This is a genomic window from Pseudomonas sp. Leaf58, from assembly GCF_003627215.1.
Lineage (GTDB): Bacteria > Pseudomonadota > Gammaproteobacteria > Pseudomonadales > Pseudomonadaceae > Aquipseudomonas.
In genome coordinates this window covers 817,282-844,058 of sequence record NZ_CP032678.1, presented here as the reverse complement: position 1 = coordinate 844,058, position 26,777 = coordinate 817,282, and the positions used below count along the sequence as shown (strand labels likewise).

Sequence of the window (26,777 nt, the reverse complement as noted above, 5' to 3'; positions counted from 1 at the left end):
GTTGGCAGCGCGCAATACTGGTAAAAAAGGCGCGAGACCAACATGGCCAGAGATTACCCTCCAAGCAACACCAAAGATGCCCTGCTGCTCCTGTTTGAGCTTGCCGAGCGTGAAAAGCGCGTTGATCTCATTGCAGTCGCCGCGCCTTTCATCGAGCTCGAAGATTTAGCTTATCGGCTCGATACTGTCATCCGAAACAGGGAGGATGACGGGCAGAAAAACCATGATGACGTATTTTCTGAGGTCTGGCGTCAAGCCCTGACGCGTAGCCAATATTCGGCAAAAGAAGTCGAGAGACTGCTGTCGTCCAAATTGCGCCTGCTGCCGGGATACCTCGATTTTATTGAAGAGGTGGCGCTCAAGGCCACGCCTGAGTCCAGGCATCATTTCATTGCGGATCTCTGCTCCAAAGGTCACCACGTTCAGGCTCTGACCATGTTGAAGTCACTGGATTCGCTGGACGAGATCCGGCTGATGATGCATGAGGATCTGCGTCACTACACCCGCATCAACCAGGAGATGGCGTTCTTCCGCATCATGGGCAACTACCGCACATGGGATCGCTCGACCTTACAGGTGCTGAACCTTCTGGGTCTGGACATGCCGCCCAGTGCCAACCTTGCTGACATTACCGGCCAGGACAATACCTGGGGGCTTTGGTCGCAAAGCCGATTCAACGCCCAGGTGGATTACGTCGGCGATATTATGCTGGAGCGCAATATTGGCATACCCAAGGTCACCCTGGCTGGCGAGCTTCCCCTGGTCAAAGATGCGACGCTGGGCGAGGCCTTTGCGCTGGGACAGACCTATGCGGCGTCGCTGGGCGGCTGGCATCTGGAGCATTTCCCGAACTACTACCCTGCCGTGGCTGCGGCAGCCGATGCCAAGGCGCTGGAGCGTCATGGCGCCGTTGCACTGAGGGTCAGTGCTGATCAGCTCGTTGAGGGTAACAATGGCCGCTTCATGGCTCCGGTGCATGCGTTTGCCAGCGTGAGCGATAAGACCTCTGATGTGGAAGTCCGGCTGGCCATGTCGTTGCTGGCCAACGATCAGATTGCGATGCTGAGGGAGTCGATCGCACCCGACCCAACGATGGCCGTGATTCTAGTGCCCAGTCATTTCCCCCGTGAAAAGGCGAATGTGCCAGCGGAATTGGCCCTGGCCGTGCAGTACCATCGCCCGGAAGTGCTGAAGATTCGAGGGCAGCTGGAACGCAGGATTTCCAGTTCTCTGGATACCAGGCTGTACCTCAAAGGGGTGCCTGCGGCATTTTTCGACACCAATCGGGAGTTCTCCTCCAAGACGCGGGAACTGGCAAAATTGGACATTGGCGTGGAGCTGCACAGCTCACCGGGTCTGCTCAAATATTTCACTGGCCCACTGGAGCGTGAACAGCTGAGCCAGGAATTCATGAAAAACGAGACGCGGCCCGAGGAGACCAAGCGCCTTAGTGTGAGCACCTACGATCGTGCCCTAAGCGATGATGAAAACCTGGCCGTGGTGCTCGACCTGCTGAAAACCTACCGTGAAACGCTCGGGGACATTCAATTCAGAATCGTCGCGCCGCTGCATTTCCTTGAGTTCATGGCAAGCCAGAAACTGGGCTTTACCGAGGAGATCAGCTATCACATCGAAGGTCGACAGGGGTATGCCAACAGCCTGGGCGATCATCCTCGACTGAGGGCGAGCTTGGGCGAGCGTCACAGTGCGGACTTGAGCGCGCTGGGGGATACCCCAGAGGCCTGGGTGGCCAAAGCCGTTCGCTCGCAGGAGGACAAAATCAAGGACATGGCAGCAGGCCTGTTGGATCGTCTGGACATCGTAGAGGTGGCCAGGCTGGCAACCACGGCGCCGCGCATGAAATTCCTGGCATCGAAATTCGACTTTGTGGGTGTTTCCGAACATTTGCCCAAGAATGTCCTGGAAATGTACATCAGCGGAAAACTCGAACAAGACTTAGGGCTCTAAAATGGACATGAACAGGGCAATTAGCTTTCAAGAACTGACCTACATGGACTTTGCCCCCGTGCTGGCGCAGGCGATTCATGACCTGCTGACAAAAGGCGGGGTGTTCAAGCAGGGTCACATGGTGGTGCGCAAAAATGTCAGCAACCAGGCCTTTACCGACCCGGTTACCCAGCGTGTCATGACGCTTCCAGAAAACGCCGTGTATGCCCACAGCACGGTCGACAGCCCGCTGACTGGCAAGGCCAATAGCTGGCGCATCCTGGGTAGACCTGAGCACCTGGGTAGTATTGCTGCGTACCTGGCGGATCATACACCCAAAGCCGAGCGTTACGCGTTGATGATCGATGTCATGAATGCGATGAATGCGCCGACACCCGAACATACGGTCAAAGGCCTCACTGCTTCACTCAGCCCTGTGCAAAAGGCCTGGGCGACATCAACGCCAGGGATTGGCAATATCTGGTAGCTCGCTGCTACCTGCGCGCTGAACTGTCCAACACCCTCTACCGTGGCTCAACGACAGGGGTATCGATGAAGTCCTGGTGCGAGGTTGGTGCCAGGGCTGCACGCGATCCTGCACATGCATGCAATCGCTTTCCGATATATTGGCCATCACTCTCCTTGGGCTGTGAACAGCCCTAAGACAAGTGCAGTTGCCAAGACCCATCCTGCGCCCTGATCAAAATACCTGCTCCATGCGGTTCGCTGACTCAGGCGAGATCTGAATCCCTATTTTTGCGTGTTACACTGAGGCAAGAAAATGGAGATGGGCTATGCAAACAAGCACCGTGCTGGACAAAATTCTTGAAGAGGCTGGGCCTCTGACGTCATTGTGTTGCCTGGATATCGAGGCGACTTGCTGGGATAAGGGTGACCCTAATGACCCCGGTGCAGAGCACTATGAGGTGATCGAGATTGGCATGGTGGCCATTGACGTAGCAACACTGACCATCTCCCGCGAACTTTCCATCCTGGTCAAACCTGTCGAGCACCCCATACTGTCGGATTTTTGCGTGGGCCTAACCTCCATTACCAATGACCTGCTTGAAGGCAAGGTGCAGGACGACCCGAACGTCTCTTATGACATCGTGCGCACTGACAATTTTTCCGAGGCCATGCAGGTGGCCAAGACGTGGCTTGAAGGGCTGGGTGAATTTGCCTGGTGTTCCTGGGGATTCTACGACCTGCACCAGATGACGGCGGAGGCCAAGCGCAAAGGGGCTGAAATGGTCTTTCCTGCAGAGCGTCACTTCAACGCCAAGATGATCTATTCGAAAACGCGCAGTGGGGTCAAGCGTCGAGGGCTAGGAGCAGCAGTGAAGCGCCAGAACCTTGCTTTCTCTGGCACCCGGCACCGGGGCGTGGATGATGCCAGGGATGTGGCAAGGGTCATCCTGTCTGACCAGGGTGTGGCGTTTGATCCCAAAGCGTAGGAGCACTGAAGCATGAGCCTAGACCTTGCCGAGCTGCTGACGCTGGATATCGAAGCCAGCAGCTACAACAACGATGAGTCCTATCCTGTTTCCATTGGTATTGCTGGCCCAGGCGGGCAGACCTGGTATCGCTTGGTCTGCCCGCTGGAACACTGGGATGATTGGGATCCGGTAGCCGAGATCCTGCATGGTATCGAGCGTGAGACAATCATCACCCATGGCCGTGATGCGTTTCTGGTCGCACGTGAACTTAATGCCATGCTTGCGGGCAAAACCCTCATCGTGGACAGTCCGTGGGACATCCAGTGGATGAAAAAGCTGTATGACGATGTTGACGTGAGTCAGGCCTTTTCCGTGTTGCTGTTTAGTGATCACCTGCCGGCGCAAACCGTTGCCAAGATCCATGAGCAAATCGAAGTGCTGAACTGGCCCCATGTGGCTAATGAGGACGCGGTGCTGCTGCGAAAAATCCTCGCTGTGCATTGTATGGCCAACACCGAAGGCGCAACCTGAGTTCAGGTTTGATCGGGTGTCTGCGATGGGCCTAGAATGGAGAAAAGGAGAAGTTCAGTGACCATCGCCGACCAGTTGCTTGACGTAACCAGTGAGTCTTATTCGTTACAAGCCAGAACGCCTGACGCACAGCGTTTCGCTAACGGCTGAAGGCAGCAGGCATTCTGGCAGGATTTGGCGCAACGCTTGAATCCACTCAGCCGTTTTCCCTCGCCGGTATCCGGTATCATCGATCTTCATTTCAAATTGAGCGGGACATGCAAATTCGCGCTGCGATCGATGGCCTGGAGGTCATTGCGAGCCATGATCGCAAAGCCTACTTGACCTCAGTGCAAAGCGGTTTGTTCGGTCGATGTGAATGGCAAGATGACCCTTACGAGACCCTCGGCTTGGGCGTAAGCGTGCTGTTGAGCGACATTGGCCGGGGTGGCTGCCTGGAAATCCTGCACCTGGTTGTCCTGCTCGCGAACGAGCTGGGTGAGTCTGTGCGGGAGCAGCTTGTGGTGGGCCTTGGCGGGCCCTCGGCAGCAACGCTGGGAATGTCGAGCCTGCCCTTTGCGCTGAATGATCCCGCTCGCCTTAGCGAGTCGGGTGAGCCCCAGGTGATTGACGCCATGCTGTTCTATGGCGTGTTGCTCGCTATCCACCAGGAACAGGTTGGTCAGGCAGATGAGCGGATTCGTGCCTTGTTTGCCTCCTCCGCGCCCCTACTGGGGTCTACGTACGCCGCCTGGCAATTTTTGCCACTACTAAGCTGGGGATCTGAGTTCGCCCAGGAACATGGCCTGAACACAAGGCAAAGCGCTTTGCTGGTGCCATTGGGAGTGCCAGCGTTGCAAATCCGGAATCTGTTCTGGAACCCCGTGACGGGCGTTGTCAGCAAGGAAGCGGCCAATGAGGTGGCTGCCATTGAAGCCAGTTCGCCTGCCGAGCAGGTCATCATGACGATTGCCAACAAAGGCTGGACGCGAGGCGCAACCCACCGGGAGTTTTCGCAGGCCTACCTTGCTTCGCATGTCACTGAATTCCTGCGCACGGATCTTGAGCCTAGGCATTTTCAGAACCTGTACAAACTGGGGCTTCAAACCACGCTGATGCTCACCCATAAGGACATGGATGAAACAACGCGGGAGAGTTTTCTGTCCATGGATCTTGGCTTGTAGGCGCTGGCAAGCCCAGTCGCTCAATGGGTCTGGCGGCCAGGTGGCTGAGCCACGGCATCCAGCACTTCATCGATCAGTAGACAGGCGCGATCAAGAGCCTCCATATCCTTCTCGGTGTGATCGAACGCCTGGGCGAATTCTGCCTGGTTTTGTGTCAAGCCATCGGGAGCATCTTCAGCGAAGATTGGGTGCGGTGCCTTAGCCATGTTCTAATCCAGGAGGGGTGATGTCAGCTTCAGGATAACGCGTTTTCCGAGCGTTTCTGTTCACCACTCCCTGAGCCTGCTGCAACTCATCGACCATGATCTGCTGGCGTCGTTTTACCCCAACGCCCATGGAAGACTTGACCCCTTGGCCATTAAACCAGGTGTCCAGGCGGAGCAAGCTGTTGCCCAGCTTGGTCATTTTGCGCATGTAGAGATGATCCAGGGCCTTGGCTGCAGCCTTGGGCGAGAAGCCAGAGCGAATAGCCCATGCGCCTGCCGAGCGCGCCCTGTAGTGAATGTTGAGCAGCGACTTGTTCAGGCCCTTCATTGATCGCATCATGCCATACCGATTTTCAGGTGTCGGGTTGTGCTTGAAGCGCTGGATGGTCGCGACCAGACGTCGAGTCTGCAGCTCGACCTGCTGAGAGGCTTCGGCAAGCTTGCGCATTTCGCTACGCATCCTGGCCGTTCTCCAGCGAGCAAGTTGAGCAGAGAGGAAGGTGCTGGTGTCATTTTGCAGTTCGGCCACTTTGCTCAAGCTGCGGTTCTGCACACGGCCAATTTCCATGCGCTGCTCCGCCGTGAGTTTGTGTGCGGTTCGCTTGGCCAGCGGTATCAGTCGCAGATCACTGAGGATGCCGGCGTCGAAACGCCCGTGAAACTCGAAATGGATCTGTAACTGACCGCCGATGGTGCTTTGCAGCAGTTTACCTAAACGGGGTGCGTCCAACGCACTCTCGGAAACGCCAAAGAGCGCAGCCAAGGACGCTTGGTTAGCTGTCACGAACGAGTTCAAGGCCTGGTTGTAAGGGTGCAGCATGGCGTGAGCTCCATGAGGATGCATATACCTTTAAATTGAAGGTGGAGCAGGGTTTGGGTAAAGGAAAATCCACCTATACACCACGGCTGTGAAGGGCAAATGGTGCATCGAGAGGTGTGATTGAGCTACCCTAAAGGAATGAACAGTGCGAGAGAATTGTGATGGTCAGGCAGCGCGGCGGTAGCAGAACAGATGGCGTCTCAGCAGCGATTCCGAAAATGGATGCCCAAGAAGCGTCGGCGCTGCGGCTGAGTGTTCAAGAGCAGCTCGGGGCCTTCTTGGGCGCAGCCAGTCAGCGTGGCTTTGGGCACAGGGCTACCCTGATGATGCCACCTTTCAGTGTTTATGTGCGGGCAGCCATACGACCGCTGGATGGTGTGATGCAACCAACTGTTGATATTGCCACGGTGGAGAATGTGGTCGAACCCGGTCGCGGAGCGCTGCCCATCCTAATGAATGAAGTGGAAAAGCTGGCGCTTGCCGCTCGGCGGGCCGTGTACGTCGAATCAGTGCAGAATGAGGGTTTGTCCAGGCACCTGACGCGGCGCGGTTATCGTTGTCGAGAGGAGGGGTTTACCCGTTCGCACTACAAGACAATCGAGATGCTGGAAATGGATCTGGAAGCCGAGAAAAATAATTCAATTAATTTTTAAATAGTGGTTGACACGCTTTAGTCAGAGTTTTAGTCTGTAATCATCTACCAAACATTAGCAGGAAGAATGACATGAACACCTTTGCTCAGGAACGGTTTGCTGAACGTCGCGATGATCGCGATGATCGCACTTGCGCATTCGTTTAGTCATCTTCGAAAGGAGGGCTAAACGCCCTCCTGGCATAAGAACCCCGGAGGTAAGCCTCCGGGGTTTTTTGTTGGAAAGATTTTGTACCCATAGCCCAACTGGATAGGGCCCTGACTTGCGAAGTCAGATGATGTGGTGGTTCGAATCCACCTGGGTGCACCAGTTGTCCGGTTCGTTAGTTCAGAGGCCTAGAATGGCGCCCTGTCACGGCGCAGACACGGGTTCGAAACCCGTACGAACCGCCATGTTAGTTGCTGTGTTAGTTGGTCTGTTATTGCAAAAGCGCCATTCGTCTAGTGGACTAGGATTTCTGGTTCTCAGCCAGAAGACCGGGGTTCGAATCACCGATGGCGAACCATTCAATGATCTTGGTTAGTCCGAGATCAGGGGTTGAAGATACATGATTTTGCTCTATTCGTCTAGTTGGTAGGACAGCGGGTTTTCAGTCCGTCAAGAGGGGTTCGAGCCCCCTATAGAGCACCAGTTAGTTGGTTCGTTAGTTCAGTGGTTAGAATGGCGCCTTGTCACGGCGCAGACACGGGTTCGATATCCCGTACGAACCGCCACATTCGTTGCAAGTTAGTCAGTAGATTTGCTGTCTGAAGGTTTTGCGCATGTCGTCTAGTGGTCTAGGATGCCTGGTTTTCACCCAGGAAGACGCCGGTTCGAATCCGGTCATGCGCTCCAATTTAACAAAAAACCGAGGCGTAGCCAAACTGGATAACGCACCCCGCTTCGAACGGGAAGATTATAGGAGTTCGAATCTCCTCGCCTCGGCCACTTTCCTCTGGGCAACCCCATGCCCTGGCGCCACGCGCAGCTTTTGATCGGCGATTCTCCTGGGCTATGATGGTTCAAATAGGAGATCAATCATGCACCAAGCCCATGCATCCAAGGCGCTCGCAGAAGCGCTGATGGCCATAGACCCCTTTAACGTGACCCCGGAGGTCGGCAAACCCATTGAAGACCTTCTCGTGGACATGCTGCGTGAGGGGCTGGTGATGGAGGTGCGTGCAGCCGTCATCCAGGCGCAAAAATCCTGGGGCACCCTGCCTGAAAAAAGCAGGCCAGGTGACGAGATGCGCTTTATCCCACACATCAACCCCTTCTTGCGCTTCCTGCGCGAGGGCAATACCGATTTCCTCAGGTCGGTGAAAAACCATTTCTTTGGGTTTACGGGCGCTGGCCTGACCATGGACGTCGCCGAGAAACGCTACAAGGTCGATACCTATTTCCGCTACCGCTATTCACTCCCCATCACTGCCGCGATCGCCCATTATGGGAAGGACTTCGCCGTTTTCGATTGCACCACCAAAACGCAACTCAGCCATTTCTGCAGGCTGTTTGCTGACAAAGACAAGCATCATGCTGACCTGTATGGGTTTACCCGAGATCTTGACTTTGATTACAAGAATTTCCATGTGTGGGGTTCGGCAACCGAACTCAACTACTACGAGTTGTGCGACAACCTGGTGATCAGTGCGGGCATGGGCCCTGGCTTTGTCACATCGGACGCGACCCTGCTGACACAGGATCCAGACCCGAGGCTCATCAAGCGCCAGGATGTCCTCTGGAAAGCGCTCAACCACCGCGAGAACGGGGTGATGGTGCTGGGCGGCATCATCAATCAGAGTTCTAAGGCCTACTTCAACGGCAAGCCGATTTCCGCAGCTGGCGGGGCCAAGTTTTTCTGGGAGCTGATGCCGCGCATTGCCGATGTGCTATCTGAAAACCTCAAGATTGACCGCAATGAGGTAGTCAAGACGTTGTTGCTCAAAGGCCTTGAGATGCACTGGGGCGGGCAGGATTCAGGCTTCGAGACCTCAACCACCCAGTGGGTTGATCTCGATGCTATTCTTCCGCTCGTGAGACCCAGAGATCGCGAGTATGTAGTGTCTCGCCTCCAAGGCGCCGTCGAGAAATTGAATGAGCAGGTGGCCAGCCTGCTTGAAGATGACCTGGGAATCTAAGCATGGCCACTTACACGCACTACGAGAAGCTGCTTGATGAGGCAGCGAAAGCTCGCGACCTGAAACTGGTGGGGTATCTCCTGGATGGCTTGGCGCTCATGGATTCAGGGCACCTGATTCAGGCCAATCGTGTGTTCAGGGCAGTATTGGACAGTGCTGACCTCGCAGAGGTGGCAGACCTGTTCTTCGCCAAGCTGGGTGTCGACCAAAAGACTGCCATCTCCTACTTTGAAGGCCTGATAAACAACCCGGATTTGCCACGCTCCGACCTGCAGAACTACATCGAGCACCTGGGGGACGGTTTTGCGGCAGTTTTTGTTTCCGCCCTGTACAAGGGGGATGCGGAAATCGCCAAGACCTTGAAGCAACGGTATGCCAGTCAATTCCCACTGCGCCTGGATGACTACAAAAGCATCAACGGCCATACGATATCCGCATGGGCCGAAAACATGTCGAACTGCAGAAATTCTGAGGAAGTCCGTCAGATCTTCGAACTGGTTGTTGAATCAGGGCTTAGTAGCCTGGTAGGGAAAAACACGGAAGATGACACCTCTTGCAAATGGATGGTGTCATCGAGTCGATGGGCTTCTGTGATTGAACTCACTCGGGCTGCCCAATCAAAATTGCCGTTGCCCATACTCGCCAATGGGGTGGTAAGAAACCCTGAGATGTTGATGGCGCTGGCCCAGGAGTTATCCACTACCCACTACCCTGAGCTCTACAACAAGACCATTGCATGGATTTCCGATGCAGACCTTCAGTCGGCAACGGTGCCAGCCATCACGACCCGAACCATCCGGACATTCGGAACAGGCATCTTTGCGTCAGTCGACACCCATAACCTGTGTGATTTTGACCTGAATCGGGTGTCGGCTCTCAAATATGAAAAGCAGGGCAGTGAAAGGGTGGGGCTCGAAACCATTGTGGAGGTTAATGTTGGCTTGCAGGTGAACAATGGCAATCTACTGGAGGGTGAGCATTTTAGCTTGCTGGGTCGGTATTTTCTGTCCGATGAAACACTCGCCGGCCTAAATCACCCGAAAGGCTACACCCTGTGCATGGTGGATACCCAGTGGCTTGCCCAATTCGAAGCGGCAGCCATTCAGGAAGACCTGCTGAACGAAGCTCATGATTTTGTCTCGGGCTTTTTCCCCGTTAATATTTTCTATGAGCTGTCTGAGACCGCCAGTGATTATGCCGCTGCTACGCCCAACCCCACAGGGATAGTGGAGGTAGCGCCCTACGATGCCAGGAAGTTCTTCTTGCTGCTTGAGCAGGAGAGGACTCGTGCGGAAATCCTGAAGATCATTCCAGAGGAGCTGTGGCGCTATATGTTTGAACAATCGCAAGCACGCCTGAAGGCCCAGGGCTTGCTGCTGGCCAAAGAGCATCTGGGGCTGGAATTGACGCAGTTTGCCTCGGTGGTGCGAATGTCGACCAGCACACTCAGAGAGCTTGCCGCAGGGGGCTACAACCTGTGGGTGAATCAGGAGAATGGCGAGCGGGCAAGCATTTTGCTTGAAAAACCCAATTCCGAACGAAAAAGCTCGCTCTTGGATGTCTATCAAAACGTGATCATGATGGGCGGGTGGCCAGATGATCTACCTGAATTCAACTCTATCCAGGAAGCGATCACCAAAGGGGTGCGCGTCCAGGATGCCACCTTGCAGATGGCCTACCTGCGCGCCATGGGTGCCGAGCAGGTAATCCCGCTGGTCAAAACCAAGGCCCAATGGGAGTTTTTCTTCAGGACATTTGAAAATTCGGAGATTACCCCTCATCTTGATCGGGTGCCTGAACATCTCCGGGCCGATATCCTTGCTGATGACTTGGGGCTTTAACGTGAAAAAACCATACCGAATTTACCTGGCGGGCTTCGATGTGTTTCGCCAGGACTCCATAGCCCATGGCGAGCAACTCGTGGCGCAATGCTCCAAAGCTGGCGCTGTTGGCCTCTACCCGCTGGACAATGTTGTCCCTCCGGGTCTTTCTGGCCACGCCATGGCCAAGTGGATTGCCGACGCCAACGTGCGCATGATCGACTCCTGCGACGCCGTGCTGGTCAACCTGAACCCCTTTCGAGGGCACGAGCCAGACAGTGGCAGCGTGTTCGAGTTTGGCTATGCCTGTGGCATCGGCAAGCCGGTGTGGGGCTATTTTGCCGATCACCGGGCGATGATCGACAAGGTGCCCGGTGCGAACGGTCATGATGCAGAAGGCATGGTGGTTGAGGATTTCGACCTCCCGGTGAACCTCATGCTGGCCACCCGCTGGGCAGGGTCTAGCCATAGCTTTGAGCAAGGTCTGGCTGCGCTGATTGAGCACCTCGACGCGCAGCCAGTGTGCCGCGCTGGCAAGGATAATCGGTCGGTAGACGATGGTGCGTTGACACCTTAAGCGCTCCATCCGAATCATGAGGGTAAGAGGCCCTCATGATAAAACACACAAAAGAACCGTACCCTGGCGCGGATTCTGACCATCTCAATGTCCATCACCTGGCGATCGAGCGCGACGGCCAGGTGATTGCGACCTTGCGGGCCATTGGTGCCAGCATTCGAGACTCCTGGGCTGATCCCACCGATGACCACCCGCATGCGATCTACAGCGGGCACTCGGAATTGACCGACCTGTTTGAAGGGGTCTTCGGCTACAACCCTGAAGATTCCGATGCCGATATCCTGACCTATGGCATTCGGGATGAGCTACTCGATGCGCTGGATGTGCTGCCTGGGGGTATTCGTGCTGCAGATCGCATGGATCCGTTGCCCAATATCCTTTACGTGGACAATATTCTGGTGCAGCCGGCGCATCGGGGGCAGGGACTGGCTACCCGCTTGCTACGTTCACTGAAAAACCTCAGTCGACATTATGACGCAGTGCTGTTGGAGGCCTCGCCATTCCTGACGGACTTTAATGGTAACAAGGCCGAGCAGCTGCGCCTGCGGGCGAAGCTGCGTGTGCTATACGAGCGTAGCGGTTTTACCCCCGTGGCAGGGGAGTTTCCCTATATGCTCGCGACGTTCTCGGCGCTAAACCCCAGGCCGCAGATGGCCAAGCGTTCGGCAGCACACCACGAGCACACGCTTGGCATTTAACCTTTACTCGTATATTGGGTTTAGGTTTGTTACCATGTGGGCCTCCCGAGGACATCAGCCAGGGTTGCCATGTTTTTGCCCCCAAAAATCGCCACGGCGGTGATTGACGCATTCGCCAAGGGCGACAGCGCACTGCCACTCTCGATCTTCACGCACCTGGTCGATCAGTGTGCCGAGGACGAGCGCGCTGTGGCCTGTATTTTCGATTTCCTGGGCTTTATTCCGGAACACCCTGAGCAGCCGCTGGTGGACTTTTTCCAGGGGCTCGACGATCTGCTGGCGAACACCTACTGCCCCATCGGGGGTATTGACGAGGCGCTGCGCACTGAAGCGTCGGAGCATCAGGCAGCGAGGGTGCTTGAGGCGCTGGCATGCCCGAGGAGCCGGGAACTGGCTATTTGGCGCATCAATACCAAGTGGCGAGGTACCGAGCATTTTGCCCATCTGGACACGGTGCTGGGTTGGCGACCCACACCCAGGGAATTCTCGCACTTTGCTGCCAACGCGGGCCGCTGGAAAGCGCGGGCCTCGGATTTTTCAGCGGCCCTCGCGGTGTACTTGCAGACCGAAGCAATGACAGCCTGCCCCTTTCCGCATGTCGACGAAGTGAGGTTGGAACCTCTGGTGGCCGCGCTCAATGATTTTGAGAAACGCGACCTGCTCACCACCGGAAAGCTTCGCATGATTCTGGAGGTCTATCGTCGCGGGGCGCGGATACAAGGCATGGACAATTTCACCTTCATGAACCTGCTGGTCGAAAAACATGGCCTCGATAAACGCGTGGCATTGCAGTTGGAAGAGCTTCACGAAGACTTTCTCATCTTTGATCTTGGCCTTTGAGCCAGCTGATTACTCACACTCACACCAGGTGCCAAGGGCCTTTTCGACCATGAACCATGTAATTCCCGCTGCATTCATGCTTGCTCTGCTTGCCGGCTGTGCTCAGCTGCCCGACAGCAGCGTTCCTGTAGCAGATCGCGCTCAGGCGCCTGTGACGGAAAACCCTTACGGCGTCATCCTGATCCAGGAGCCGGTGGACACCTCCGCAAGCCCTGAGCAGGACAGCTATGCTGTCTACGGCGCCGATTCGGTCAGCACCTTCATCCCGCCCGATCGGCTGCCAGCCCTTGATACCGAGCCCCTGCAGCCACAGGCTGAGCCCGACCCCAGCAATCTGGATGCCGATGGTCTGTATGCCCTAGGTCGCCAGTACATTGAGGGCGACGGCGTGGAGCAGAATGCGGCGATCGGCGAGCACTACATCAGCTTGTCGGCGGAGCTTGGCAAGGACGAGGCCAAGCGCGTGTTGGGCTTGATTCGACTGCGCAGGGATGTTTCGGACGCCGAGGCCCTGGCCATGCTGGAGGAGGCCGCCGAAACCAGCCTCAAGGCGCAGATGCAACTGGGCTTTCTCTATGCCAACCAGGCGCAGCCCCACCTCAATGACAAACCTAAGGGCCTTGCGCTGATCGAAAAGGCGTACAGAGGTGGATCTGGTGAGGCGGCGTACTACTACAGCCGGATTGTCGCCCGCACAGATCCGCAGGCATCCAAAGAGGCCATGTCGTTTGCTGTCACCCAGGGCTTCTCCAAGGCCCTTCTCGCCGCTGCCAAGACATCGGGCAGTACACAGGGCTCGGCTGAGCTGTATCTTCGCGCAGCGCGCTCCGGAGACCCTGCCGCGATGTACGAGTACGCCAACGGCCTGCTCATTCGAAAATACAAACCCACCCTGACCGGATTCGACCATCCGGCAGAGGTCGAAGCGTTGGCCTGGTTCAGCTTGGCAAGTGAGCTGGGCAATGGCCTGGCAACGACCGAAGTCGGTAATCTCAAAGGCGTCGCCGTGGACATGGCCAGGCGCGGAACCAGCCTGGATGAGGTCAAACGCAAGGTTCAGAAAGTGCCAGCTGAGGATGATGGGCAAGCGGAGCAAGAGCAATTCCATGGGGATTGAGTAGGTAACACGCGGGTTAGCTCAAGGCCCTCGGGATCGCCAGGGGCAACCAATATCGATAATCGACGTGCTGACTGAGGAAGTGGATGTGAATAAATCATTTGTGATTGTGCTGTTTGGGGCAATGGTTGGAACCGTGATTGCAGCCTTGAAGGCTCCCCCTGAAGACGTGGTGACCAATGTGGTTGCGGCAACGTTCGCAGCGATGTTCATGTGGCATTTTTGAATTCAAACAGAGCGGCGGAAAAGGTAGCCAAGCAAGCCCTAGGCAACGCACAGGCTAAACCTGCACAGGCGAGTTCAAAATGAGACTATCGGGCAACCTTTGTCGATAGATCCTGGCGCTGTAACCCTGCCTGACCATAAAGGCAGTGCTAGCGCCACGCGGTAGAAAGGGGTGTGACAAAGATTGCAGGGCAGTCGCATGATTCGGGGTGCTGCGCACCCCGGCTTGCTTTAGGTTTCTATCCCCCGCGTACACTGAAAGAAAAAGGGTGAAGTGCATGGCCAAAAAATCCACCAAGCAGAGCAGCTGGGGCCTGTACCGAGAGTTTGAGCAAAGCGGGCACTGCCGGCAGCTCCCTCAGTGGGAAGTCCTCTGGCAAACGCTGGAGAGCACGGGGTTGAACTATGACCTGCTGGAACCGATCCAGCATGATTCCGGCACCCTTTTTCAGAGCATGCTCCTGGGGCTTTACGCCTACGCGCCTTCCTCGCGGGCATTCATCCAGGACATGGTCGAAGCCTATGGCGCTCAGGGCAATCTTGTCCGGGGAATCCTCGACGCCACCGCGAGTGAGCAATACTTCCCTGACCTGTTCATGGAGCAGATGGATGATTTGTTCGAATGGGGGATGGCCCACGGCGGACGTTTTGATCGACTGCCTAGCGTCAACAAAGTGCGGCCTGATATCAGCCAGTGGGTGTACGACAAGACGTGCAAACACAAGGGCGGCAAAGCCTGGTTGATCCAACACGGGTCGCTGCATGACCTCTGCAGTGTAGGTGTCAGCCTTCTGCGGGATTGTGGTCGAGAGGATCTCGGTGCGCAATTTGGCCAATTGCCCAATTACCGAGAGCGGGAGGCATGGATGTATGCCTGGATCAAGGAGGAATTTGGCTTGAAGGTCGCATTCCCGAAAGCCTTCAAGGAGTCCCGGTACCACAGCACCAATCCAGACCAGGCCCTGTACAGCTACCTTGACCTGGCGGAGATGTTTACCGGAGGGGACATTCTGAAACTAGTCGGCCTGCACCGTGAAAGCAGCAGTGAGGCCACGCGCAACATTTCCAAGACCGCCATGTTGCTGATCCTTAGCGAACCCAAGTACTGGGACATTCTGGCCGGTGCCGAGCGATCGCTGATGGCCCACTGGAGGAAATCCGGGGTGCTGGATGATGTGCAATGGATGCAGCTGGTTGAGACCACAGACGCTCAAAAAGAAGGGTTTCTGGCCCGTGACCTTGGTCTTTAACGAGTAATGCGTATATTGATTTTTGAGGGTAAAAATGAGACACTGAAAGTCTAGAACGACAAGAAAAACTGGAGCTGGACATGTCTCATCTCAAGCAATTTTCGTACATCATCAAAGACACCGATTTCAAAAAAGGCCCGCATGTCTCGGTCGTCGAGATCCAGAGCCATCCGTTCCAGCACCCCAAAGAGCTGATCGGCTTCGTCAACCAAAACGGCGTGCTGAAGGTGCATGGCATCATCGATGAAAACCAGCCCAAGGTCATCAATGAATTCGTTCTGGTTGGCACGGGCGCAACCATTCCCGATGACATGATCGAGCGTCTGTACCGCATTGATTCGGTGCTGATCGGCGATGGTCAGTATGGCTACCATGCCTACATCCTCCTGGATCCTCGCGGCATTCCTGAAGCCGGTTCGGATGTCGGCCTGATCCCGAAATTCAAGCTCAGCATTACCTACAACCCCGATGCCGACGAGGACGAAAAGGACGAGCTTGTCGAACTCATTGCCCAGTTCTGTGGCCAGCACAAAGGCGTGGTGCGTTACCACCCGGAAGCGGGCGGTGCAGACCAGGTCGAGATCCACGGTTACACCGACAGCTTCCGCCAAGACCAGGCGTTCCACAACTTCATGGGCCAATTGTACAAATCCTCGGTCATCGATGACGTCAACCTGACCAAAGCTGTGTGAGGGTGGCGATCATGAAAGTACTTCGAGAAGAAATGTTGGTTAAGGCCGATATAGGCGATAACAACAACAAATTTTACCGTATAAGTCTGCACGACGACTTCAGCTGCCAAGTTGTAAATGGACGCATCGGGGGCAATGGCCAGAATCAGCCCTTGAAACGCTTCAGCAGTGAGCACGAAGCCAGTCGTTTCATGGACTCAAAAATTCGGGAGAAACTCAAGGGCGGGTACCAAACTTTCCAGGGTATCGCCCAGACCAAGAGCAAGGCGGGTATGTCTCGCCTGGCCCTGGAAATGGCCGCGTCCGAGCAGATCCGTACCCAACACAAAGATGTGGTGTCCGACCTCATCAAGCGCCTCGTCAACGCTAACGTGCACTCGATCCTGAAAAACACCGACCTGGCCTATGACGAAGACACCGGCCTGTTCCAGACGCCATTGGGCATCGTCACCCTGGAATCGATCAAGGACGCCCGCGACTTGCTTAACAAGCTCAGCGTTCACATCGAAGCCAAGGATTTTGACAGCGACGAAGTCAAAGCCCTGCTGGCCAGCTACCTGATGCTGATCCCGCAGAAGGTCGGCAGAAAGCTCTCGGTTGCCGGCGTGCTGCCTGATGGCGAAGCGATCCAGAAGCAGAACGGCATCCTGGATGACCTTGAGGCCTCCATTGGCCAGGTGGAAGAACTGCGCAAGAAGAAGGCCCAGGGCGGCGATGATGCCGAAGCAAAAATCGAGGTCGAGAAAATCTTCAATTGTGAAATCAACGTGGTTGAAGACAAGGCGGTGATCAGAAAAATCACCGATTTCTTCGAATCCACCCGTCAGAAAATGCATGCTTCCTACGGCCTAGCTATCAAGCGTGTCTACGAGGTCAATATTGATGCAATGACCAAGGCCTTCGAAGAAGAGGGTCGCCCACTGGGGAATATCAAATTCCTGTGGCACGGTACGCGCCCTGGCAATGTGCTGTCCATTTTGAAAAGTGGCTTCGTAATTCCGCCCGCCAGCTCACCTTGGGTATGTGGTAGGCTCTTTGGAAACGGGGTCTATTACTCGGATCAAAGCACGAAGTCTCTCAATTATGCCACAGGTTGGTGGGCCGGCGCAAGAGAAAAAGAGGTCTTTATGTTCCTGGCCGACGTAGCCATGGGCAAGGAACACATTCCACGCGGCCCTAATGAGAAGTTGCCTGCGCCCGGTACCGACTCGACATATGCAATCGGTGGCAAAAGTGGGGTCTTAAATAACGAATATATTGTCTACAAAACAAGTGCCGGCTGCATAAAATACCTCGTCGAGTTCGAGTGATATTGATTAGATGAATAATTATTGAAGCCCCGCAGTCTGGGGCTTTTTTATTGCCAGTCGCTGCACCTATACTGAATTAAAATGAGACTGGAAATACACCCATGCAAACCAGCAGCCAAGACGAACGATTCCGTAAATTCAGCGGCGGCAAGAGCGCCTTCGAGCGTGCTGTGGGGCATGCCGAATGGCTGCTTAAGCGCACTGAGCAAGAACCTGAGTGTCTGGGTTATGCCAAGCAAAGCTCGAAGTCCTATGTCCGAGGTGGCGACGACCTGCGGACAGCGCTTGAAAAAGCCCTGATCGACAATGCTGGCTATGGCTGCCATGAGGCACTGGCCGTGCTTACGCAAAACGATGCCATCGACCTGGTGGTCTATGACCGCTACGAGAACCTGATGGAGGCCAAAAGCCTGGCCGCCACGGTGGAAGAGGTAATGTCGGCACGCAAGCGCTATTCCAGGGCATTACAGCCCCTGGGCGCCGCCATCCGATCCTTCTCCGAGGGTAGGATTGATGAGGCGATTTTCCTGCAGGTGGTAGAAGAACTCGAAAGAATGGGCGGTCGAAAATTCTATCGCTCTCCCCAGCACATCGCCCACATGGGCAGGGGTTCTGGCTCCTACTTCGGGGGAGACATCATCAATATCCCAGAGTATGCCAAGGGCCTGGCCATGATCATTGATCGTGGCATGTCCAACCTGCTCCCACTGCTAGGGAGAACACCCGATTTCGAAGGATTCAAGCAGTTGACACCTCGTCACCCAGCTAATTATCGCAATGCCTTTGCGGCGGCGATGGTGCTGGCGCATGACAAGGACAAGCATCAACTTGATACACATACACTCCCGCTGGCCGCGCATGGTGTGATTTTCGAGACCCTTTTGGGGCGAATCGTTGATTGCGACTTCGACTCGATTCAGCGTATTGCGAACAATTTTGACCTCTCGCTGACCTATGATGCCCTGGCTTCACAAAAGCCCGTACGAAGCGCGGCCAGTAAGCCGCTCCAGGCAAGATCGGATCAATTTACCCCCTTGCTGTTGATCAGGGCGACCCTTGACAGCATGAGACGTGCGCAAAAGGACACGCCAAGGGTCGTTGACACCATCGACATCCTGCTGGAGTCGGGCCTTCGCAGCTTCATGAAAGACCCCGCCCATCTGGCGCAGCTGACGATGCGCGATTTCAGGCACCACCTGGAGCGCTCTGAATCCGCGACTTTGCGCGCTGAGATCGAAACGCGTGTGCCATTCAAATCCCTTACGGCGGATCTCAAACCGCTTGAGGTGTTCAACCTCGCGATGAAGGGGGTTGATGCGGCGATGCTCGAATATGAAGACCGCCTCAAGGCTGACCGCAGTGTGCTCGCCCAGATCCTGCCAAAATTATCTGTGGAGCAACAGGCTAAAATGTTCAGCCATAGCCTGGCCCAGTGCAGGCTTCTCGATGAGGATCGCAAATATGCGACGGCGCCATCGGTGATCGCCGATCGTCTTGCCTTGGATTTGGGGCTGTAAAAGGGGAGGGCAGCAAAAGGATCGGCCACCTAGCCCTTTTGCACACCGCCCCGATCTAGAGCCCTAAATCCCTCTCCAGGCGCTCCTGGTTGAGCCGTTCACACAGTGCCAGTTGCTCATCTGAAAAGCCCACGGCTTTGAGTTGCTGATACTTGTCTTTTCCTCTGATCAAGTTGAACGCAGCGTTCATCAGAGCCTCGATTTTTCGTGCAGGAAACTCGATGGTACCGAAGTCATGGGTCGTACCGTGGTAACTGAGTGCCTTGAACACTTCGCCGGGCGAGCTGAAGCTCAATTCAACGCCGTCATTCTCCTGGGTCAGGTGGTAGAGGATGATGCTGTTTGTCGTGTTGTTCTGCCCCCAACTTTGGCGCGGGTTTCGAAAGCCCGCCCAGGTGTGATCCGGCACCCATTGATACTTGTGGATGAGCGACTGGATCTTGAAAATGTTGTGTTCATCCAGGGTGTCGTTGCTCATGTAGCGGTAGGCAATGTCCTCCCGCCCCAGGGTAAAGAGCGCGTCATAGAATTCCGTGCCTTGCACGCTCAACGGGGAGTATTCACGATCGATCGTAAAATATCGGGCGTGCGACCCACTGTTTGCCACATAGCGGTCGATATGGCGATCAAACAGCTCGGCATGCTCGACAAGCACTGCCGGTGGGAAGCTCGCCAGAGAAAGGACGGCGTTTCCCTGGACGAACAGGGCGATCTCCTCGATTTCACTCATGCGAGTAAACAGCTGATCCCACGCTGCTACGCTCCCCGTTTTGGCCAACTGGCCACCGAGCTTCAACCAGGGTCTTGCCCCCATGAAATTGGTGGGTAGTTCTGATCTGAGTGAGGATTTGACAAGTAGGTCATCAAGGGCAGCATCTCCCCAGACAAACTGGCGGGTTTCCCCAGGATGCGCGCCGAAATTTTCCAGGTGGAACACCAATGCCTCAAACCTCAGATGCAGAGAAGTATAGGGCTTACGTCCCACAATCCTTTCGTAAGTCGAGGGCTCCAGCATGAGCGATGTTTGCTTGAAAAGCTCCCCTAGTGCCCCGTATTCACCCAGGTCAACCAGCTGCGTGATTGCTGCCTTCAGTGCCTTGCCTTTGGTGATGTAGTCTTCATACTCACCGTAGTCGTAGGCCAATTTTGTCATGTCGTGACAGAGCGCTTGCGCTTCAATGGCGATCGGGTGAATGAGTGCGGTCATGAGGTTCTCCTTTTCCACATTCTACCCCTTCCGGAGTGAGGGGAAGCAACCTAGCGCATTGACTGCATGACCTGGTCGGTGATCCATGCCACCATCGCATCCAGCTGCTCCGCAGTGCGCAAGGTGACCTGACTGCCACCCTGACCAACCTTGAGTCCTGGAAATGCCAGGGCTTGGCTTTCACTCGGATGAGAATGCATGGTCACCTTGAGTTTCGGGTGCATCGAGCCACTGAGGTGGACGCGCCCTAGTTCGGCACTCAAGGTGCTGAAGATGAGGCCGTCCTTGCAATCGACGAAATACAGTCCCTCATCAATCTGACCCAGGGCCTCCTGCAGGCCCCTGGCAAGGCTTTGCACCTGTGGTGAAGCGAAGGTCAGCATTTCACCGAAAGTGAGTCGTGAGCGCGGCGCAGGCGCTTGTGGAGGTGGTTTGCGATAGATCCGGTGGCTTTTGACGATATCGAGCTCAAACGTGCTGTTGGCAAAGAACTCGAAGGTCACCAGGTCGACATTGGCGCGGGTTTGATCCAGCAGGTTCAGATCATAGGGGTGAAACTCATGGGCAATGCACAGCGCCCGCGCTCCCTTCCAGTCAATGGCCTGGGCCATGTGCTCGCCCAGCCGGGATCGCACCAGCTCGGTGAAATCCCCTTGTCGCTGCTTGAGTGCGCTCAGGTAAAACAGTGCCTGGTTCAGGATATTGTCCGAGCCCACCTTCTTGTATTCGATGATCACGGGAAAACCATCGCCATCGATGCCGATCGTGTCCACCCGCATTTCAACTTGGCCGTGCATTGTCCATTCGCTGGCCAGAAAGGTCACGCCAAGAAATGTATTGAGATGCTGCTCCATGAGACGCTGCAAATCCCGCTCAAGGCTGGGTAGCCATGAGGCAACGCGCCGGCAGGTGTTGCCCTCCAGGCTGAAAAGAGATCGTGTCATAGCTCTTCAACTGTCGTAAAATACGTGCTTAAGTCAATATACCGCAAAAACGTTATGGTGAGAATTTCCAATGGCAGCTTTGACTTCAAAAACCTGCTTTTTGTTTGACCGGGCGCAGCTGGAAAAAAACGATCAGCTGTGGCTGCCAGAGTGGTTGCTGAAGCTTGGGCATCAGGTGGCGGTGGCGGTCAAACCTGCGGTGAATGCCATCCCATCGGCCCCGCTGTTTACCCCAGACGCCTGCCTGGTCATTGTCGGCAGCATTCCGTTTACCCGCTATTTCATGCGCGTTCACAAGGGCAATACCCCTGGCGCGTACTATGACGATGAGCGGTTTCGTTGTAGCCAGTACATGCATCAGCTGCCCGCCGAGTGGCTACTGAACGAGCAGCATGTGTTCGTGCCCTACGCGCAATTGATAAGGCGGCCTGAATGGTTCTTCGACTTGTTTCAGTCAGAAACGCTGTTCATCCGCCCAGATTCAGGGGCGAAGACTTTCACCGGCCTTCCCGTCAAGCGTGACCAGGCAGCCCAGGAGTTTTCGGCGCTGCGCCAGCTCACCAATGTGCCGGTTGAAACACTGACGTTGGTCAGCCGAGGAGTGCTTGTAGAGGCTGAGTACCGCTTTGTGATCGTTAACCGCAAGGTGGTGGCAGGGTCGAGGTACATGGTCAGCGGCGAGATCGACATCTCCACTGAAGTCGACAGTGCCTGTCAGACGTTGGCGCAACAGGTGGCCAGCCATGCCTATCAAGTGGATATTGCCTACACGTGCGACGTAGCCATTTCAAATGGCGTGCCGAAGGTGGTCGAGCTCAATGCCTTTTCCACCTCCGGGCTCTATGCGTGTGACATCAAGGCGGTGTACCACGCGATCATCGAGGCCGCATGGTTGGAGCACACCCTGGAAATCTCACTGGGTGGCTGAGTTTCACCAGGTGCGGCAGCGAGGGTTAGGCGAATACGTAGGTCAGGCCCAGCACCACCAGCATGGCAGATGAACCTGCAGCCACATCGTCGAGCATGATGCCCCACCCACCTTTGAGCGAGCGATCCAAGTAACCGATAGGGCCTGGCTTTAGGACATCGAAGATCCGGAACAGCACGAAAGCGAGCAATGCCCAGGCCAGTTGATGCTGCCCAGGAATGAACAGCATGGCCAACCACATGCCAACAAACTCGTCCCAGACGATCGACTGGTTATCCTCGGTTGTGCCCAGGTCTTTGCATACCTGATCACAAACCCAGATGCCTGCCACGGTAGCGACCAGAATGACGATGGCCATCCACAAGGTGGGCAGCTCCAGCAGGGCCATGCCCAATGGCAGTGCCGCGATACTCCCCCACGTGCCGGGTGCTTTTGGAAGCAAACCAGAGCCAAAGCCTGTGGCGATGAAGTGCAAGGTCAGTCGGGGGTCAGGTTTGAGCGGTCGGGTGAAATCTTGAGGGTTTTCCATGGGACACTCCAAAATTCGGGTTGCTGCAATATATTTCTAAAGCGTGTATCAAACAAGCGCTTTTGCGCTCTGGGTAAGGCCTGGCCTATAGTGTTTAAAAGAAAAAGGGGTCGCACATGTCCGTCCGTTACGCTCAGCACTACACCAAAATGACCGAATACCTCGAAAAAAATGGCTACCTCGGTCGTTACGGACACTTGCGATCGGATTTGATCCAGGCGGATTTTGACACAATCTTCAGTGACTTTTTCTCGAAGAAAAACTACCAGGCCATTCTGCAGGATTTTGCACGCAACGGTTGTGGCCAGGACACTTTGTCTAGATCCGTGGTGCAGCTGATCCTTGCTTCCTCCCAGGGTAGAGATGCATTGTTGAGGCTGGCGATGCTGACAGGCAGCGGGAGCTTCATTTCCAACGAACTGTTAAAGGGCATTGATACCAGTCAACAGACGGGTGATACCAGTATCAATGCCGAGCTCTTTCTGGAGCTTGAGATGCGCCGTTGGACGCCTGCGCATGAAATGTATTTTCCGCAGTGGCCTGATGCAGCCGGGGTGGCTTTAGATCTGAGAGTCAGGACGGGCCATGCTGTTCGAGACATGGTTGCCATGATGAACCTCTACGAGTTCTTTGCTGTCCTTCCTCATCTTAACGAGGCGGGGCTGGAAATCTCCCAGCAGGCTCTGGAAAAAATGACCTTCCCCAATGCTTACCTGCAGCTACCGCAGGCGGATTTGGCCACTGTATTCGCTTACCAGGCCAAGCTTTTTGGTCAGAATGAAGCAGTCAGGCGTTGGCTGCCCAATATTCAGCAGTTAGATTTGAGTTTTATTGGTCTTCAGACGTTGGCCAATTACATGGACGTGGAGGAGCCGGGCAAATTTGTGAATGAAATGCTCGTGGTTGGCGATGATGCGTGCAAAAGCGTTGCTGAGCTGGTGTGTCGCCTCACGGCAAAAGAGCTGGGGCTGCAGGCCCTTAACAGTCTCTCCAAATCCAGCCTGGATTATCTGGTCAAAGAGCGGGTGCTTACACACGGGCAAGCATTGCTGCACCCCAGTGGCGGAGAGCGGTATGCTGCAGCAGCGCTTGAGGAAGGGCTCGGCTTGTAATTGACACATTGACGGTTTGGCCATATATTGCGTAAATTCTGAAAATTGTCTGCCGGGAGTGGTTGATGGAGCTGCTTAACCTGATTTTTTTGATGTTCATGACTGTGGGTTTCGCCAGGATCCTGGCGAACGTGCTACCTATCCCGCTACCGTTCCTGCAGATTGCCTTGGGGGCGCTCATTGCGATTCCAAGCTACGGGGTTCGCATTGAAATTGAGCCTGAAATTTTCATGGTTCTCTTCATCCCTATACTGATTTGGGTAGAAGCGTATTCACTGCCGAAAAATTCCTTTGCCAAGGACTGCGGGCCCGTGCTGGGCATGGCCATCGGCCTGGTGGTACTGACCGTCATTTTGTGCGGCTTCTTCATCAATTTCCTGTTGCCGGTGATTCCGCTGGCCGCCTGTTTCGCCCTGGCGGCGGTGCTGGCGCCGACTGATGCAGTGGCGGTTGCGGCTTTGGCGCATGGAAAATTACCAGAACGAATTAGTCGTAAATTGGCTACGAGAGTCTTCTCAATGACGGAAGCTCTCTTTCGCTCTTTGCTGTAGCAATTACCGCTTTGCTGTCAGGTGTGTTTTCTCCGGTAGAGGCGGGTTTCAAGCTGATCCTCATGGCAGTGGGCGGCCTGGCGGTCGGCGGGGCGATCAGCTGGCTGGTCGGTAAAGGCAAGTCGATGATGGCGGCGCGGGGCTTCTTTGACCCGATTACCCCGGTGTTCCTGATGCTGTTGGTGCCCTTTGCCGCGTTTGTCATGGCAGAGCACCTGCACCTGTCAGGCATTCTGGCCGCTGTAGGCGCTGGCTGGATGCAGTCCCGCTTGGAGATGCTCCCCAAAAATATCCAGACCCGCATGTTGAACCGATCGGTCGTGCATGTGATCGTCGCTCTGCTGGAGGGTGCATGTTTCGTGATTCTGGGTAACGCCCTACCTGGAATTCTGGAGGGGACGGTGAGCAACCACAACCTCAACACCTTCAGCCTCTTTGACCTCTCGGAGTATGTGGTGCTCATCACGGCTTCGATTTTTGTCACCCGCTTTGTCTGGATTTACGGTTACAAGAAGCTGACTGTGCTGTACAAGCGCCTTACCAGAACGCCGCACAAGCCCGAGCAAGATGCGCTGGTCTCCGGCTTGATGACGGTTGCGGGTGTGCGAGGGGCTATCACCCTGGCGGCGGTCATGTCGGTACCGGTAGTGATCGCAGGTGAACTGTTCGCAGGTCGGGACATCATGATCTTCCTTGCCATGGGGGTGATCATCTTGTCACTGGTGGTTGGCGCACTGGGGATTCCGGTGTTCCTGCGCTTTGTTCAGGGTGATGCCGAGAAATCCCAGGCGAAAGAGGTTTTGTTGGCAAAAGTCACAGCTTCCAGCGCAGTTATCCGCTTTCTTGAGGAGTGGGAGCACACTCACTCGATCGGCAAGGATGCGGGTGAAGCAGTGATGATGACCGAAGTGCTGGCGCGGGTCATGGCGGACTATCGCCAGGATGTGGATGCGCTGGACTCTGTGGATAATGTTCGGGAGCGCGCCCAGGCGATGGAAGCCCTTGAGCGAGACCTGCGCCTCAAGGCGATTGGGGTGCAGCGCAAGGCGCTGTTCAAACTGCGTCGCAAACGCTTGATTGACGATGAAGCCATGCGACAGTTGATTACTGACCTGGATTACAGTGAAGCGGCCTTGCAATAGCCGCTAGTTGCCCGGCCCTTCAGATTCGCGAAAGCCGTTTCTCAGTTCAATGGGAAACGGCATTTTCATAATCTCGTATAGCGTCGCAGACAATGGATCAAGCTGAAAGGGCTCGCCCTGATAGAGCGCTGCGTAATCCGATAGGTTGACCACCCCGTGGGGGATGTCCTTGCCATCCCCAAGCCACATTTGCGCCCGATAGTCGATCACGAGTTCGCCAACCTGCACCCAGAAGTGCGGGATCGTGTAGTCACAGCCTTTGGGTGTGATCGTGCCTGCCATTCCTTGATACGCAACTTTGTGTTGCGTGAGTACTGTGGCCACCAGCCGCGCCATGCCATCGCACTCCACGGGAGCGTACTCCAGGTGCTTTACTAGGTCTTCCAGGGCTTTGGCGCGCATTGCTTATTGTCCTCCGGACGCAAAATACAGGCTGAACGGATTGTCATCAGCCTCATCTTCATCATAGCTGCTGCCAGTGCTCTGGTTGAAGTGCCAGGCGGAGTCGAGCGACAGGGCCTCCTTGGCCAGCACCGGTTTCTTGATTGCCGGCTTGATCTCGGTGCTAGTGGCGGTCGAGAGGTAAGACATCAGGATCATTTGGGAAGGATCCTTGTTGATCAGCGTGGGTGGCTTTTTCCCAGGGAAGCCTTCGTGCAAATGCTGGCCTGATGTAGCCACGTGATAAATGCCAATGGCTGACACCAGTCGCAGTAGCCAGTACTGGATTTCGTAGTCGGTATCGTTCATCTCGACCAGGCGCTTGAGCTTTTCATAATCGCCAATGCGCTCTCGGCACTCCTGCGGGCTGGTAGATTCCAGAATGGTCGGGAGGTCATCATCGGAGATCATTGCCCGTGCATAGGCCATTGTTCCCGCCTCACGGTAGGTGATGCTCAGGCAGTAAGCGCCCGGTGTGCAATCTTCAATATGAACATCCGACCGAGGGGCGTCGATGTAGTCGCAAAACGGATGGATGATCCGAGCGTCAGACTGTTCGTAGGGGCCATAGTCAACCAGGCAAGGGGGTAGCTCGATGCCCCGGTGTTTAAGGCCCGCTGGCATCGCCAGGGTGAACGAGGAGTAGGGCAGGTTGAAGCCTTTTGCGCTTGCCATGGTGTATTCGGCATTGAGCAGTCGTTCAAAAATTTCGGGGGTTTCCGGCAGGATTACCCGCTTGCTCCGGCGACTCCAAAGCAGCTCTTCAGCCATGATGATGAAGTTGAGCGACTCCATAAACTGGGGCTCATGATGCGCGACATCCCGGATCAACTGCTGGCGCGTAAGTTTTTTCGCGCCCTTGCCACTGAGTGCACGAACCCCTTCTTCAGTATTGTGCATCATCAGCTTGTGGAGTTCGAAGACCGGAGTGTCTTTCTTGCTCATCCTGGTTGACCTTGCTGGTAAAAAGTTGAGTATACCGCAAGGTCTGAAGATGACCCAAT

At 55.3% G+C, this 26,777-nt stretch carries 28 protein-coding genes and 6 tRNA genes; 27 read left to right on the top strand and 7 right to left on the bottom strand.

Annotated elements, in window-relative coordinates:
• Positions 1–42 precede the first annotated feature (42 nt).
• From DV532_RS29875 to DV532_RS29855, 5 genes are all read left to right on the top strand, one after another.
• Positions 43–1,968, top strand: a complete 1,926-nt coding sequence (locus DV532_RS29875; protein ID WP_056797771.1) for a hypothetical protein — start codon at positions 43–45, stop codon at positions 1,966–1,968.
• Positions 1,969–2,011: 43 nt separating this feature from the next.
• The gene (locus tag DV532_RS29870) at positions 2,012–2,434 is read left to right on the top strand and encodes a hypothetical protein (protein WP_156675873.1); all 423 of its coding nucleotides are present in this window, start codon (positions 2,012–2,014) and stop codon (positions 2,432–2,434) included.
• Between the two features lie 307 nt (positions 2,435–2,741).
• Positions 2,742–3,401, top strand: a complete 660-nt coding sequence (locus DV532_RS29865; RefSeq protein WP_056797777.1) for a 3'-5' exonuclease — start codon at positions 2,742–2,744, stop codon at positions 3,399–3,401.
• A 12-nt stretch (positions 3,402–3,413) separates the two neighbouring features.
• Positions 3,414–3,914 carry a hypothetical protein gene (locus DV532_RS29860; protein ID WP_056797779.1) on the top strand — a complete coding sequence of 167 codons (501 nt, stop codon included), beginning with the start codon at positions 3,414–3,416 and terminating at the stop codon, positions 3,912–3,914.
• 257 nt (positions 3,915–4,171) lie between these two features.
• Complete coding sequence (locus DV532_RS29855) at positions 4,172–5,077, top strand: hypothetical protein (RefSeq protein ID WP_056797781.1); 906 nt, start codon at positions 4,172–4,174, stop codon at positions 5,075–5,077.
• A gap of 20 nt (positions 5,078–5,097) precedes the next feature.
• Here the strand turns inward: DV532_RS29855 and DV532_RS29850 are convergent, their stop codons facing one another.
• Together DV532_RS29850 and DV532_RS29845 are read right to left on the bottom strand one after the other, a co-directional pair.
• Positions 5,098–5,283, bottom strand: a complete 186-nt coding sequence (locus DV532_RS29850) for a hypothetical protein (RefSeq protein WP_056797784.1) — start codon at positions 5,281–5,283, stop codon at positions 5,098–5,100.
• Positions 5,276–6,103, bottom strand: coding sequence for a hypothetical protein (locus tag DV532_RS29845; protein ID WP_056797786.1), 828 nt, complete (start codon positions 6,101–6,103; stop codon positions 5,276–5,278). The genes DV532_RS29850 and DV532_RS29845 overlap by 8 nt, the downstream gene beginning before the upstream one ends.
• A 218-nt stretch (positions 6,104–6,321) precedes the next feature.
• On the opposite strand from DV532_RS29845, the gene DV532_RS29840 reads away from it, so the two are divergent.
• The 18 genes from DV532_RS29840 (at position 6,322) to DV532_RS29755 (ending at position 18,919) form a co-directional block, all read left to right on the top strand.
• Entirely contained in the window at positions 6,322–6,756 is a 435-nt protein-coding gene (locus DV532_RS29840) for a hypothetical protein (RefSeq protein ID WP_156675875.1), read from the top strand.
• 230 nt (positions 6,757–6,986) lie between these two features.
• Positions 6,987–7,065, top strand: a tRNA-Arg gene (locus DV532_RS29835).
• A gap of 7 nt (positions 7,066–7,072) precedes the next feature.
• Positions 7,073–7,148, top strand: a tRNA-Asp gene (locus tag DV532_RS29830).
• Positions 7,149–7,311: 163 nt separating this feature from the next.
• Positions 7,312–7,386, top strand: a tRNA-Glu gene (locus DV532_RS29820).
• A 7-nt stretch (positions 7,387–7,393) separates the two neighbouring features.
• A tRNA-Asp gene (locus DV532_RS29815) sits at positions 7,394–7,469 on the top strand.
• A 44-nt stretch (positions 7,470–7,513) separates the two neighbouring features.
• Positions 7,514–7,590, top strand: a tRNA-Glu gene (locus DV532_RS29810).
• A gap of 14 nt (positions 7,591–7,604) precedes the next feature.
• A tRNA-Arg gene (locus tag DV532_RS29805) sits at positions 7,605–7,683 on the top strand.
• 92 nt (positions 7,684–7,775) lie between these two features.
• Entirely contained in the window at positions 7,776–8,873 is a 1,098-nt protein-coding gene (locus DV532_RS29800; RefSeq protein ID WP_056797792.1) for a hypothetical protein, read from the top strand.
• 2 nt (positions 8,874–8,875) lie between these two features.
• Positions 8,876–10,714, top strand: a complete 1,839-nt coding sequence (locus tag DV532_RS29795; RefSeq protein WP_056797795.1) for a hypothetical protein — start codon at positions 8,876–8,878, stop codon at positions 10,712–10,714.
• The gene (locus DV532_RS29790) at positions 10,698–11,270 is read left to right on the top strand and encodes a nucleoside 2-deoxyribosyltransferase (protein WP_056797798.1); all 573 of its coding nucleotides are present in this window, start codon (positions 10,698–10,700) and stop codon (positions 11,268–11,270) included. The genes DV532_RS29795 and DV532_RS29790 overlap by 17 nt, the downstream gene beginning before the upstream one ends.
• A 35-nt stretch (positions 11,271–11,305) precedes the next feature.
• Positions 11,306–11,968 carry an N-acetyltransferase gene (locus DV532_RS29785; protein ID WP_056797801.1) on the top strand — a complete coding sequence of 221 codons (663 nt, stop codon included), beginning with the start codon at positions 11,306–11,308 and terminating at the stop codon, positions 11,966–11,968.
• A 69-nt stretch (positions 11,969–12,037) separates the two neighbouring features.
• Positions 12,038–12,808, top strand: coding sequence for a hypothetical protein (locus tag DV532_RS29780; protein ID WP_056797804.1), 771 nt, complete (start codon positions 12,038–12,040; stop codon positions 12,806–12,808).
• Positions 12,732–13,925 (top strand): tetratricopeptide repeat protein, encoded by a 1,194-nt coding sequence (locus DV532_RS29775; protein ID WP_156675876.1) that lies wholly within the window; start codon positions 12,732–12,734, stop codon positions 13,923–13,925. The genes DV532_RS29780 and DV532_RS29775 overlap by 77 nt, the downstream gene beginning before the upstream one ends.
• 67 nt (positions 13,926–13,992) lie before the next feature.
• Entirely contained in the window at positions 13,993–14,151 is a 159-nt protein-coding gene (locus DV532_RS30625) for a hypothetical protein (protein WP_162949026.1), read from the top strand.
• Positions 14,152–14,428: 277 nt separating this feature from the next.
• The gene (locus DV532_RS29770) at positions 14,429–15,400 is read left to right on the top strand and encodes a hypothetical protein (protein WP_056797811.1); all 972 of its coding nucleotides are present in this window, start codon (positions 14,429–14,431) and stop codon (positions 15,398–15,400) included.
• 80 nt (positions 15,401–15,480) lie between these two features.
• Positions 15,481–16,092 carry a hypothetical protein gene (locus DV532_RS29765; protein ID WP_056797813.1) on the top strand — a complete coding sequence of 204 codons (612 nt, stop codon included), beginning with the start codon at positions 15,481–15,483 and terminating at the stop codon, positions 16,090–16,092.
• A gap of 11 nt (positions 16,093–16,103) precedes the next feature.
• Positions 16,104–17,402 carry a WGR domain-containing protein gene (locus DV532_RS29760; RefSeq protein WP_082476875.1) on the top strand — a complete coding sequence of 433 codons (1,299 nt, stop codon included), beginning with the start codon at positions 16,104–16,106 and terminating at the stop codon, positions 17,400–17,402.
• 101 nt (positions 17,403–17,503) lie between these two features.
• Positions 17,504–18,919 (top strand): hypothetical protein, encoded by a 1,416-nt coding sequence (locus DV532_RS29755; protein WP_056797817.1) that lies wholly within the window; start codon positions 17,504–17,506, stop codon positions 18,917–18,919.
• A 55-nt stretch (positions 18,920–18,974) separates the two neighbouring features.
• Here DV532_RS29755 and DV532_RS29750 read toward each other — a convergent pair whose 3' ends face one another.
• Positions 18,975–20,126: a hypothetical protein gene (locus DV532_RS29750; RefSeq protein ID WP_056797820.1), complete on the bottom strand. Its 1,152-nt coding sequence runs from the start codon at positions 20,124–20,126 to the stop codon at positions 18,975–18,977.
• A gap of 50 nt (positions 20,127–20,176) precedes the next feature.
• On the bottom strand, positions 20,177–20,980 hold the full coding sequence (locus DV532_RS29745) for a hypothetical protein (protein ID WP_156675878.1): 804 nt from the start codon (positions 20,978–20,980) through the stop codon (positions 20,177–20,179).
• Positions 20,981–21,140: 160 nt separating this feature from the next.
• On the opposite strand from DV532_RS29745, the gene DV532_RS29740 reads away from it, so the two are divergent.
• Positions 21,141–21,998 carry an ATP-grasp domain-containing protein gene (locus tag DV532_RS29740; protein WP_056797825.1) on the top strand — a complete coding sequence of 286 codons (858 nt, stop codon included), beginning with the start codon at positions 21,141–21,143 and terminating at the stop codon, positions 21,996–21,998.
• A gap of 25 nt (positions 21,999–22,023) precedes the next feature.
• Here the strand turns inward: DV532_RS29740 and DV532_RS29735 are convergent, their stop codons facing one another.
• On the bottom strand, positions 22,024–22,527 hold the full coding sequence (locus DV532_RS29735; protein WP_056797827.1) for a phosphatidylglycerophosphatase A: 504 nt from the start codon (positions 22,525–22,527) through the stop codon (positions 22,024–22,026).
• Positions 22,528–22,643: 116 nt separating this feature from the next.
• Between DV532_RS29735 and DV532_RS29730 the strand changes: the two genes are divergently transcribed.
• The 3 genes from DV532_RS29730 to DV532_RS29720 all read left to right on the top strand — a co-directional run bounded on the left by DV532_RS29730 (position 22,644) and on the right by DV532_RS29720 (position 25,332).
• Positions 22,644–23,639 (top strand): hypothetical protein, encoded by a 996-nt coding sequence (locus DV532_RS29730; RefSeq protein ID WP_056797830.1) that lies wholly within the window; start codon positions 22,644–22,646, stop codon positions 23,637–23,639.
• A 65-nt stretch (positions 23,640–23,704) separates the two neighbouring features.
• Complete coding sequence (locus DV532_RS29725; RefSeq protein ID WP_120715529.1) at positions 23,705–24,190, top strand: cation:proton antiporter; 486 nt, start codon at positions 23,705–23,707, stop codon at positions 24,188–24,190.
• An 11-nt stretch (positions 24,191–24,201) separates the two neighbouring features.
• Positions 24,202–25,332, top strand: coding sequence for a cation:proton antiporter (locus DV532_RS29720; protein WP_256659158.1), 1,131 nt, complete (start codon positions 24,202–24,204; stop codon positions 25,330–25,332).
• 3 nt (positions 25,333–25,335) lie between these two features.
• On the opposite strand, the gene DV532_RS29715 is transcribed toward DV532_RS29720, so the two are convergent.
• Together DV532_RS29715 and DV532_RS29710 are read right to left on the bottom strand one after the other, a co-directional pair.
• A complete protein-coding gene (locus DV532_RS29715) occupies positions 25,336–25,734 on the bottom strand; it encodes a hypothetical protein (RefSeq protein WP_056797836.1) in 399 nt (132 codons plus the stop codon).
• 3 nt (positions 25,735–25,737) lie between these two features.
• Positions 25,738–26,718, bottom strand: a complete 981-nt coding sequence (locus DV532_RS29710; protein WP_056797838.1) for a hypothetical protein — start codon at positions 26,716–26,718, stop codon at positions 25,738–25,740.
• Between the last annotated feature and the right edge of the window lie 59 nt (positions 26,719–26,777).